The following is an 11,160-nucleotide window of genomic DNA, read 5'->3' as shown; positions in this document are numbered from 1 at the left end:
TCCCGTCTCCCCCCGGGGGCACGGAGGTAGCCTCGGCGGTGTCATCGTCCGACGGGGAGGGGCCGACGTATGCAGGGGCAGGACTGGGTCGAACGTGCCGGAGAGCTTTTCGAAGCGGCGATGTTCGGCGGGGACACGTCCGCGCTGGAGCGCTCTGATGACGTGCTGGACGCTGTCGAGGCGCCGCTCTCCATGGCGCGAGGCAAGGTACTGCACGTGCGTTTCCTGAACGACCGCGAGGAGAACGGCCGGGAACTGGTGCTGTTCGAGCGCGCGGCCGAGTTGTACGAGCGTCTGGGGGACGCGTCGGGTGAGGCGGACGCGTTGTTCTGGGTCGGCTGCTGGCACCAGGTGGTCAAGGGCGACGGCGCCACCGGCAGGCCGTACTTCGAGCGGTCGTACGCGCTGGCGAAGTCCGTCGGCGACCGGATGACGATGTCCTATGCGATTCGCCATCTCGGCTTCGCGGACAAGGATGCGGGCCACTTCGACCGGGCCCGCGAGCGGCTGGCCGAATCGGTGGCACTGCGCCGGGAGATCGGCTTCAGGCCCGGAGTAGCGGCCGGTCTGGTGGCACTGGCCTACCTCGCGGCCGAAACCGGCGACTCGTCGACGGCGTACCGCCACCTCGACGAGGCCCGGTCGGTCGCCGAGAGCTGCGGTGCCAAGGCCGTGTCGGGATGGATCGAGCGGGCCCGCGCGCTCATCCCCGCCCCGTGATCCGGGCGTCCGCCTGACGTACCGTCGGCCGTGTTGACCAGGTGTTTGCCCGTCGGGTGTGAACGCTGCCCCGCGGGGAGCCGTACCGGAGCGCGGAACGGGTCTCGCAGGGAAGGACGCCGGGTTGTCTCAGGACACGAGCACGCGCCAGCCGGCAGTGGTGGAGCACGAGGAGGCCGAAGCCGAGGAGGCCGGAGGCGAGAAGGCCGAAGCCGGGAGGGCCGGAACCGAGAAGGCCGCAGGTGCGGAGGCCGACGGCGCGGAGACCGCAACCGAGAAGGCCCGTGGCACGGAGGCCGGGGGTGCGGAGACCGCAACCGAGAAGGCCGGTGGCGCGGAGACCGGGATCGAGAAGGCCGGTGGCGCGGAGGCCGGGGGTGCGGGAGGTGAGCCGGAGGAGGCTTCCGGCGCCGTGCCCGTACCCGTCCCCCGTGCTTCCCGGCGGGCTCCGTGGACCTTCTGGTCGCAGTGGCGGCGGGGCTGGCGGGAGCGGCACCCGCAGGGCGCCCGGGTCCTGTCCGTCACCGTGACCGTGCTCGCCGCCGCGCTCGTCGTAGCCGCGCTGGTGATGCCGAACACGGTCGTACGGCTCGGGCCCGCGAAGTTCCTGCGGATACCGGCGGAAGCCGTCGTGGGGGCCGCCGTGCTGCTCGCGCTGCCGCGCCGGCCCCGGGTGGTCGTGGCGGCGCTGTCCGGGGTGCTGCTCGGGGCGATGACCGTGCTGAACGCGCTGGACATGGGCTTCAACCAGTACCTCGGGCGCGGCTTCAACGTCGTGCTCGACTGGAGTCTGCTCAGCGACGCTGAGTCGTACCTGGAGGACTCCCTCGGCCGCACGACCACCGTGGCCGCCGCTGCCGGACTGGTCGTCCTCGTCCTGCTGCTCTTCGGGCTGCTGGCACTGTCCATGGTCCGGTTGAGCAACGTGCTCGCCCGGCACCCCGCCACCGCGACCCGGGGCACCCTGGTCGCCGGGGTCGTCTGGATCACCTGTTCCTCCCTGGGCCTGCAGATGTTCGGCGTGCCGATCGCCGCCGACCGCACCGCGACCGCGCTGAAGGTCCAGGCCCGGCGCGTCTCGGACACGCTCAGGGACGAGGCGGAGTTCCGGAAGGTGGCCCGGACCGACGCGTTCGGGAACACCCCGGGCAGCCAGCTCGTGCCGGACCTGCGGGGCAAGGACATGATCTTCACCTTCATCGAGAGCTACGGGCGGAGCGCGATCGAGGACCCGGTCATGGCGCCCGGCGTCGACGCCACCCTCGACGCGCGCACCGAGGCCCTGGCGAAGGCAGGCTTCCACGCGAAGAGCGGCTGGCTGACGTCGGCGACGTACGGCGGCAGCAGCTGGCTCGGTCACTCCACCACCATGTCGGGCCTGTGGATCAGCAACCAGCAGCGCTACCGCACGGTCATGGCCAGCGACCACATGAGCCTGACGGAGGCGTTCAAGAAGACCGGCGCGTTCGACACGGTCGGCGTCATGCCGGGTGTGCAGAAGGGGTGGCCGGAGCAGAAGTGGTACGGCCTCGACAAGGTCTACAACGCCTTCCAGCTCGGCTACCGGGGACCGAAGTTCAGCTGGTCGACCATGCCGGACCAGTACGCGCTCCAGCAGTACCAGGAGCGCGTGCACAGCAAGCGGCCCGCCGACGGCAAGTCGCGGATGTCGCTGCTCATCCTGACCTCGAGCCACCAGCCGTGGGCGCCCATTCCGCGGAAGGTCGGCTGGGACCAGCTCGGCGACGGCTCGGTCTTCAAGTCCATCGAGGCCGCGGGCAACGACCCGGCCGACGTCATCGCCGACACCACCAAGTCCCGCGAGGAGTACGGGAAGTCCATCCAGTACTCGGTGACCGCGCTGACGGAGTGGCTGGAGCGGTACGGGAGCAAGGACACGGTGCTGGTCTTCCTCGGCGACCACCAGCCGATCGCCCGGGTCAGCGGCAATCACGCCAGCCGTGACGTGCCGGTGTCGGTCGTGGCGAAGGATCCGAAGGTGCTGGACAAGATCGCCGACTGGAACTGGACGGACGGCCTGCGCCCCGCGCACGACGCCCCGGTCTGGAAGATGAGCGCCTTCCGCGACCGCTTCCTGACGGCCTACGGCTCGACCCCCCACCCCAAGAACAACTGACCCCCGCCCCCGCCCGCAAAGGGGGTCCGGGGCGGAGCCCCGTGTCGGCCACTTCTCAGCCGACCGAGTCGGCTGGGCGGGCGGGCAAAAACCGGGGTCCGGGGCGGAGCCCCGTGTCGGCCACTTCTCAGCCGACCGAGTCGGGTGGGCGGGCGGGCAAAAGATCCGGGGTCCGGGGCGGAGCCCCGTGTCGGCCACTTCTCAGCCGACCGAGTCGGGTGGGCGGGCGGGCAAAAGATCCGGGGTCCGGGGCGGAGCCCCGCGGCGACGGGTGGGCGCGGAGCGCGGCTCACCCCCCGGACGTGTCCAGCTCCGCGTCCTCACTCACACCCGCACAGTCGTACGGATCCTTGAGCCAGCCGTCCGGCAGCACCACCCGGTTGTTCCCGGACGTCCGCCCACGCGGCCCGTCCGCCCCGGCCGGCCACGGCTGTTCGAGGTCCAGTTCGTCCAGCCCCGCCCGCAGCTCCGCCAGAGACGACGTGATCGCGAGCCGCTTGCGCATCTCGGACCCGACCGCGAAGCCCTTCAGGTACCAGGCGACGTGCTTGCGGAAGTCGACCACGCCCTTGGACTCGTCGCCGATCCACTCGCCGAGCAGGCCGGCGTGCCGGACCATGACGTCGGCGACCTCCCTGAGGGTCGGCCGCGCATAGGACGTACGCCCCTCGAACGCCGCCACCAGGTCCGCGAACAGCCACGGCCGGCCCAGGCAGCCACGGCCCACGACGACCCCGTCGCAGCCGGTCTCCCGCACCATCCGCAGCGCGTCCTCGGCCGACCAGATGTCACCGTTGCCGAGCACGGGGATCTCCGGCACGTGCTCCTTCAGGCGGGCGATGGCGTCCCAGTCGGCGGTGCCGCCGTAGTGCTGCGCGGCGGTGCGGCCGTGCAGCGCGATCGCCGTGACGCCCTCCTCGACGGCGATGCGGCCGGCGTCGAGGTAGGTGATGTGGTCGTCGTCGATGCCCTTGCGCATCTTCATCGTCACCGGCAGGTCACCGGCGCCGGACACGGCCTCCCGGAGGATCGCCCGCAGCAGGTTCCGCTTGTACGGCAGGGCGGATCCGCCGCCCTTGCGCGTCACCTTCGGCACCGGGCAGCCGAAGTTCAGGTCGATGTGGTCGGCCAGGTCCTCCTCCGCGATCATGCGGACGGCCTTGCCGACGGTCGCGGGGTCGACGCCGTACAGCTGGATCGAGCGCGGCTGCTCGGTCGCGTCGAACTTGATCAGCTGCATGGTCTTGTCGTTGCGTTCGACCAGCGCCCGGGTCGTGATCATCTCGCTGACGAACAACCCCTTGCCGCCGCTGAACTCCCTGCACAGGGTGCGGAAGGGAGCGTTGGTGATCCCCGCCATGGGTGCGAGCACGACGGGCGGCTGCACGGGGTGCGGGCCGATCTGCAAGGAGGACTCGGGCGTGGGCATTGCCCCATTGTCACCCATCGGCAAAGATCATGTACCACTCATTAGTTAGACGCACTATTGAAATCGGCGTACGATGGACACATGCCCGAGCCGAGTCACCGCCGACGCATGCTGGTGCTCGCGATCTGCTGCATGAGCCTGCTGATCGTGAGCCTCGACAACACCGCGCTGAACGTGGCGCTGCCCTCGATGCAGCGCGATCTGCACGCCGGCACCTCCGGCCTCCAGTGGACGATCGACGCCTACACGCTCGTCCTGGCCTCGCTGCTGATGCTCGCGGGCTCCACCGCCGACCGGATCGGCCGCAAACGGGTCTTCATGGCCGGTCTGGTGGTCTTCTCCGTCGGCTCCCTGCTCTGCTCCCTCGCCCCGAACCTGGAACTGCTGATCGTGTTCCGCATGGTCCAGGCGGTGGGCGGCTCGATGCTCAACCCGGTCGCCATGTCGATCATCACCAACACCTTCACCGACGCCCGGGAGCGTGCCCGCGCGATCGGCGCCTGGGGCGCGGTGGTCGGCATCTCCATGGCGGCGGGCCCGCTGGTCGGCGGCCTGCTGGTGCAGTCGGTGAGCTGGCGCGCGATCTTCTGGGTCAACCTGCCGGTCGGCCTCACCGCCCTGCTGCTCACCCTCCGCTTCGTCCCCGAGTCCCGGGCGCCCAGGGCCCGCCGTCCCGACCCGTTCGGCCAGTTGCTGGTCATCGCCCTGTTCGGTTCGCTGACCTACGCGATCATCCAGGCGCCGGAGTCCGGCGCGGGCCCGGTGGTGCCGTTCGCCGTGATCGCCGTGGCCGCTCTGCTGGCCCTGCTTCGGTACGAGCCCCGGCGCGACGAGCCCCTGATCGACCTGCGCTTCTTCCGCTCGGCCCCGTTCAGCGGGGCCACGGTGATCGCGATCAGCGCGTTCGCGGCGCTGGGCGGCTTCCTGTTCCTGTCCACCCTGTACCTGCAGAACGTGCGCGGCCTCGACGCCCTGCACGCGGGCCTGTGGATGCTGCCGATGGCCGGGCCGACGTTCCTGTGCGCCCCGCTGTCCGGCCGTCTGGTCGGCAGCCGCGGCCCGCGCCTGCCCCTGGTGGTGGCCGGTACGGCGATGACGGCGAGCGGCGTGCTGTTCGCGGCCTTCGAGGCGGAGACGTCGAACGCCACCCTGCTGCTCGGCTACGTCCTGTTCGGGATCGGCTTCGGCTTCGTGAACGCGCCGATCACCAACACGGCGGTGTCGGGCATGCCCCGGGCCCAGGCCGGTGTCGCCGCGGCCGTCGCCTCCACCAGCAGGCAGCTGGGCCAGACACTCGGTGTCGCGGTGGTCGGCGCGGTCCTGGCGTCCGGCATCGGCTCGTCCTCGTACCGGCAGGAGTTCGTCTCGGCGGCCCGCCCCGGCTGGTGGATCCTCACCGCGTGCGGCCTGGCCGTCCTCCTCCTCGGCCTGCTGACCAGCGGCCGCTGGGCCCGCCGCACCGCCGAACGGACGGCCGGACAACTGGAGTCGGCGGAGGTGCGTCAGACCGTGGGCGCCTCGGGCCGGGTCTGAGAGCGCGTCCTGCGTCCCGTGCCGGCCGGTTCGTTCCGTGGGCGGCGACGGCCTGACCGGCACTGGCACTGGCACTGGCACTGGCCACCGGCATCGGCACCGGCACCGGCACCGGCACCGGAGGGCACGGGCACCGGCACGGGCGGGCACTGGCACCGGCACCGGCACCGGCACCGGCACCGGAGGGTCAGAGGGCGATTCCCGCCGCGCGCAGTCTGCGGTGCACCTCGTCCCATTCCGGGGTGACCGTCTCGGTCGCGCGGGAGCCGAGGCCGAGGTTCTTGAAGCCGCTGGAAGTCGAGATGCAGACCACCGGCCCCTCGAGGTCGTCCAGGGGGCCGACCGCGCGCAGGCCCAAGAGTCCGGCGGCGCTGGAGAGTTCCGTCCACAGGCCGGCGCCGGCCAGCTCCCGGTGGGCGGATCCGAGTTGCCGGTCGCCGAGTTCGAGGACCTGACCGCCGCTCTCCTCCACGGCGACCACACCGCGGTAGCCGCTGACCGGGGAGACGATGGAGTAGGCCTCGGTCGGGTAGCTGATCGCGGGGTCGCCCAGAGACCGCTGAAGGTTTGCCGAGGACCGCTCTGCCGTCACCGTCACAGGTCCGAAGCCCAGCGATCTTCCTGCCGCGAAGCTCGCGGGGAGCCGGCGGTCATGGCGTGGTCGACGCGCGGCTTTCCCCCGCTGCGCCGGCCGCGATCTCGTACAGCCGGTCCAGCCGTTCCCTGGTCTCGTCGTTCAGCGGGGTGTACGTCACCATGCGGGCGCCCAGTTCGGGACCGAGCCACAGGTCCGTGTGTTCCAGGGTGAGGTGGCCGACGTAGGGGTTGAGGAACTCCTTGGTCTTGGAGCGGGTGGCGACCACCTCGTAGCGCCGCCAGTTCTCGCGGAACTCCGGGGACTCCGCCTCCAGACGCTTGATCAGCATCTTCCAGGCGGGCTCGCCGAGATGGCCGGCGAGGCTCGCGCGCAGCCGGGCCGCCATCAGGCGCCGGCTCTCCTGGAGGTGGACGATCGCCGCCTGCCAGTCCTTGTCGGTGTGGACGAGGATCAGGCAGTTGCGGTCCTCGGGCGGGACCGCGTCCAGGTCGCCCAGGAGGCGGCCGTAGGTGCGGTTGTAGGCGAGGATGTCGTACCTGCTGTTCTGGATGCAGGCCGGAATCGGCTCCAGCCGGTGCAGCATCTCGCGCAGCGCGGGGGTGATGCCCGGGCAGTTCGCGGCGGGGGTCGGGTCGGTGGCGCCGGCCAGCTGGAAGAGGTGGGCGCGTTCGCCGGCGTCCAGCCGCAGGGCGCGCGCGAGGGCGTCCAGGACCTGCACGGAGACCTGGATGTCGCGGGCCTGTTCCAGCCAGGTGTACCAGGTGACCCCTACCGCGGAGAGCTGGGCGACCTCCTCCCGGCGCAGTCCCGGGGTGCGGCGGCGGGCGCCGCGCGGCAGCCCGACCTGCTCCGGTGTGATCCGCTCCCGCCTGCTGCGCAGGAACGCGGCCAGCTCGTGCCGGCGGATCTCCGCGCCCCGGCCCGGCTGCTGCGCGGTCCCCCGGGTGGTGGCCGTGGTCGTCATGGTTCCAGGGTGCCCGCATCCTCATCCTGTTGCCAGGTAGTTCTGCTACCAGGATGAGGAGACTCTGGTACCAGTCTGGGGAGGGGCGCAAGCTCGACGGCATGAGTGAAACCGTCACTACCCGGGCCGTCACGACGACGGCCGCGCCACCCGCACTCGGCGGGCTCGGGCTGTTCACCGTTCTGCTGGCCGCGGCGCTGCCGCTGGTCGACTTCTTCATCGTCAACGTGGCCCTGCCGACCATCGGCTCGGACCTCGCCGCGGGCGAGGCCGTGCTCGAACTGGTCGTCGCCGGGTACGGGGTCGCGTACGCCGTGCTGCTCGTGCTCGGCGGCCGGCTCGGGGACCTGTTCGGCCGGCGGCGGATGTTCCTCGGCGGGATGGCCGCGTTCGGGCTCACCTCGCTGGCGTGCGGGCTCGCGCCCGGCGCCTGGAGCCTGGTCGCGGCCCGGGTTGCGCAGGGCGCCTCGGCCGCCGCGATGCTGCCGCAGGTGCTCGCCACCATCCAGGCCGCGACGAGCGGCGGGCGCCGGGCGAAGGCCATGAGCCTGTACGGCGCCACGGCCGGGCTGGCCATGGTGGCCGGGCAGATACTCGGCGGGGTGCTGGTCGCCGCCGATGTCGCCGGGACCGGGTGGAGGTCGGTCTTCCTCGTCAACGTGCCGGTGGTCGTGCTGGGCCTCGTGCTGGCCGCGCGGTTCGTACCGGAGACGCGGTCGCACCGGCCCGAGCCGGTCGACGGGCCGGGCACGGTGCTGCTCGCGGTGTCGCTGCTGACCCTGCTCGCGCCGCTGACCGAGGGGCGGGCCGCGGGCTGGCCGCTGTGGACGTGGCTGTCGCTGGCCGCGTTCCCGTTCGCCGCGGGCGCGTTCTGGGCGGTGGAGCGGCGGGCGGACCGGGCGGGACGGACGCCGCTGGTGCCGCCGAGCCTGTTCGCGGTGGCGTCGATGCGGCGCGGTCTGGTGCTGCTGGTGCCGTTCGCCATCGGCTTCAGCGGGTTCATGTTCGTGATCGCGCTGGCGCTGCAGCAGGGCGCCGGGCTCGGTCCGGTGCGGGCCGGGCTCGCGCTCGCGCCGATGGCCGTGGCGTTCCTGTTCGTCTCGCTCGCCGGGCCCCGGCTGATCGCCCGGTACGGCACGCGGGTGATCGCCGCCGGGTCCGTCGTGCAGGGCGTGGGCGTGCTGCTGATCGTGCTGGCCGCGTGGCGGGACTGGCCGCACCTGGGCCTCGGGGCGCTGCTGCCGGGCGCGGCCGTGGCCGGCGCGGGCCAGGCGCTCCAACTGCCCAACATCATGCGGATCGTGCTGTCCGAGGTGCCGCCCGCCCGGGCCGGGGTCGGCGGCGGTGTGATGGTGACCACCCAGCAGTCGGCGCTGGCGCTGGGCGTGGCCACGCTGGGCACCCTGTTCCTGACCCTCGTACCGCACGTGGGCATGCGGGACGCGCTGGTCACCACGCTGCTGGTGCAGGTGGCCGGGATCGTGCTGACCGGTCTGCTGAGCCTGCGGCTGCCGCGGACGGTCGGCTGAGCGGAGGGCACGGCTTGCCCAACTCGGCGTGAACGGTCTCCCGTGGGCGCCGGTCCTGCTGCACACTCCTTGCGGCCGGGTGGACCGGCGCGGGGAGGGAGGGCAGGGCGTGATGCCGGGAGGTACGAGCAGGGTGAGCCGGTGGGACCAGCACGGCCGGGAACACGTGGTCCAGGTGTTGCGCAGGGGGGTTCAGCGGACGATCCGCTGCGACACGTGTGGCTGGCGGCAGGGCGCGCAGTTCCTGCCGTGGCTGAAGGCGGAGGAACATTTGGCTGAGGCCCATCAGGCGACGGTGGATCCTACGCGGTGACGGCGGGGTGGGGCCGGTGGGTGGGGCCGGTGGTGGGGGCTGGGCGTCGTGGTCGGGTGCGGGTGCGTGGGGCGTTCGCGCAGTTCCCCGCGCCCCTTTAGGGGGTGGTGCGGCGCGTGGCTTTGTGCGGGTGCGTCGGGGTTGGTCGCGCAGTTCCCCGCGCCCCTTTGGGGGCGCGGTGCGGTGCAGGTGCGTGGGGGGTGGTCGCGCAGTTCCCCGCGCCCCTTTTGGGGGCGTGTGGGTGCGTCCCTGAGGGGGCTAGGGGGTGGTTGTGAGGCCGTGGAGGAGGAGGTTCAGGACTGCTGCGAAGTCGTCCTCGATGGCGGAGGTGGTCCACTCGCGGGCGTAACCGGGGTCGTGGAAGCGGCCGGTGGCCTGGAAGACGGCGCGGGCCGCGGCGGCCGGGTCGGGGGCCGAGAAGGCGCCCGACCCGGCGCCGGCGGCGATGATCTCCGTCAACTGGCCGGTCAGGTCGGCGACGTGCTCGTGGACCACGCCACCGAGTTCATCGGTCAGCACCGTGTACGTGGCGAACAGCTCCGGGTCGTCGCCCGCCTTGTGCCGCTTCGCCTCGAACAGGGCCGTGAGCCAGGCCCGCAGCCGGGTCTCGGGGTCGCCCTCGCCCGTCACGATGCCGGCCAGCTTCTCCGCCGTCCGGTCCAGCCAGCGCTTGGTGACCGCCTCCCGCAGGGCCGCCTTGGTGCGGAAGTGGCGGTAGACGCTGCCGTGGCTGACCCCGAGCGCGCGGGCCACGTCGACCACGGTCGCCTTGGCCGGGCCGTGGCGGCGCAGCACCTCCTCGGTGGCTTCGAGGATGCGCTCGGCGGTCAGGGTCTCGGTGGTCGGTGCCATGCCATAGACCGTACCCGGGGGCGGGATCAGCGTTCGCTGTCGAGGTGTGACATCTGCACCGCCGGGTAGCGGTCGCCGGCCGCCGCGTCCGCCGGGACGGCCTCCTCGATCGCCGCCAGGTCGGCCGCGTCCAGGGTCACGTCCAGCGCGCCCAGCGACTCCTCGAGCCGCTCGCGGGTGCGGGCGCCGATCAGCGGCACGATGTCCGCTCCGCGGGCGAGCACCCAGGCGATGGCGGTCTGCGCGACGGTCACGCCCTTCTGCTCGGCGATCTTGCGGAGGGCCTCGACCAGGTCCAGGTTGTGCCGGAGGTTCTCGCCCTGGAAGCGGGGCGAGTGGGCGCGGAAGTCGTTCGCGGCCAGCTGCCGGTCGCGGGAGAAGTGGCCGGAGATCAGACCGCGGGAGAGCACGCCGTACGCGGTGATGCCGATGCCCAGTTCACGGGTGGTCGGCAGGATCTCACGCTCGACGCCCCGGGAGATCAGCGAGTACTCGATCTGGAGGTCGGCGATCGGGGCCGTGGCGGCGGCCCGCCGGATGGTCCCGGCGCCGACCTCGCTGAGGCCGACGTGCCGGACGTACCCCTTCTCGATCAGCTCGCTGATCGCGCCGACGGTCTCCTCGATCGGCACGTCCGGGTCGAGGCGGGCGATCCGGTAGACGTCGATGTGGTCGACGCCGAGGCGCTGGAGGGAGTAGGCGGCGAAGTTCTTCACGGCGGCCGGTCGGCCGTCGTAGCCGCTCCAGTTGCCCTCCGGGTCACGCAGGGCGCCGAACTTGACGCTGGTCAGCGCCTTCTCGCGCAGGGCCGGAGGCGCGGTGCGCAGGGCCTCGCCGATCAGCATCTCGTTGTGCCCCATGGCGTAGAAGTCGCCGGTGTCGAGCAGGGTCACGCCCGCTTCCAGGGCGGCGTGGATCGTCGCGACGGACTCCGCGCGGTCGGCGTCGCCGTACAGGGCGGACATGCCCATGCAGCCGAGGCCGAGGGCGGAGACCTGCGGGCCGGTGGTTCCGAGGGTTCGGGTTCGCATCGTCATGCCTCCAGACTGACATGACAGCTGACAGATTTCAATATCTGTCATTCC

Annotated in this window: 10 protein-coding genes; 5 read left to right on the top strand and 5 right to left on the bottom strand. The window is 72.1% G+C overall.

Translation table 11 applies throughout. The features are described 5' to 3' along the window. Positions 1-69: 69 nt before the first annotated feature. Together JK359_RS02480 and JK359_RS02475 are read left to right on the top strand one after the other, a co-directional pair. Positions 70-720, top strand: coding sequence for a tetratricopeptide repeat protein (locus JK359_RS02480; protein WP_201831087.1), 651 nt, complete (start codon positions 70-72; stop codon positions 718-720). A 568-nt stretch (positions 721-1,288) separates the two neighbouring features. Then, a complete protein-coding gene (locus JK359_RS02475; protein ID WP_201831673.1) occupies positions 1,289-2,857 on the top strand; it encodes an alkaline phosphatase family protein in 1,569 nt (522 codons plus the stop codon). Positions 2,858-3,146: 289 nt separating this feature from the next. On the opposite strand, the gene dusB is transcribed toward JK359_RS02475, so the two are convergent. Then, positions 3,147-4,286, bottom strand: coding sequence for a tRNA dihydrouridine synthase DusB (gene dusB, locus JK359_RS02470; protein ID WP_201831086.1), 1,140 nt, complete (start codon positions 4,284-4,286; stop codon positions 3,147-3,149). A gap of 81 nt (positions 4,287-4,367) precedes the next feature. On the opposite strand from dusB, the gene JK359_RS02465 reads away from it, so the two are divergent. Next, positions 4,368-5,819 (top strand): MFS transporter, encoded by a 1,452-nt coding sequence (locus JK359_RS02465; RefSeq protein ID WP_201831084.1) that lies wholly within the window; start codon positions 4,368-4,370, stop codon positions 5,817-5,819. A gap of 187 nt (positions 5,820-6,006) precedes the next feature. On the opposite strand, the gene JK359_RS02460 is transcribed toward JK359_RS02465, so the two are convergent. Continuing rightward, positions 6,007-6,417, bottom strand: coding sequence for a PALP domain-containing protein (locus tag JK359_RS02460; RefSeq protein ID WP_201831083.1), 411 nt, complete (start codon positions 6,415-6,417; stop codon positions 6,007-6,009). A gap of 52 nt (positions 6,418-6,469) precedes the next feature. Further along, positions 6,470-7,381 (bottom strand): helix-turn-helix transcriptional regulator, encoded by a 912-nt coding sequence (locus JK359_RS02455; protein WP_201831082.1) that lies wholly within the window; start codon positions 7,379-7,381, stop codon positions 6,470-6,472. Between the two features lie 101 nt (positions 7,382-7,482). Here JK359_RS02455 and JK359_RS02450 point away from each other — a divergent pair, with 101 nt between their 5' ends. Continuing rightward, a complete protein-coding gene (locus JK359_RS02450) occupies positions 7,483-8,910 on the top strand; it encodes an MFS transporter (protein ID WP_201831081.1) in 1,428 nt (475 codons plus the stop codon). Between the two features lie 112 nt (positions 8,911-9,022). Further along, a complete protein-coding gene (locus JK359_RS38740; RefSeq protein WP_236677130.1) occupies positions 9,023-9,223 on the top strand; it encodes a hypothetical protein in 201 nt (66 codons plus the stop codon). A gap of 258 nt (positions 9,224-9,481) precedes the next feature. On the opposite strand, the gene JK359_RS02445 is transcribed toward JK359_RS38740, so the two are convergent. Continuing rightward, the gene (locus JK359_RS02445) at positions 9,482-10,075 is read right to left on the bottom strand and encodes a TetR/AcrR family transcriptional regulator (RefSeq protein ID WP_201831079.1); all 594 of its coding nucleotides are present in this window, start codon (positions 10,073-10,075) and stop codon (positions 9,482-9,484) included. Positions 10,076-10,101: 26 nt separating this feature from the next. Continuing rightward, positions 10,102-11,112, bottom strand: coding sequence for an aldo/keto reductase (locus JK359_RS02440; RefSeq protein WP_201831077.1), 1,011 nt, complete (start codon positions 11,110-11,112; stop codon positions 10,102-10,104). Positions 11,113-11,160: the final 48 nt, after the last annotated feature.

Source organism: Streptomyces actinomycinicus (assembly GCF_016741775.1).
GTDB lineage: Bacteria > Actinomycetota > Actinomycetes > Streptomycetales > Streptomycetaceae > Streptomyces > Streptomyces actinomycinicus.
This window is presented reverse-complemented; position numbering and strand designations above follow the sequence as displayed.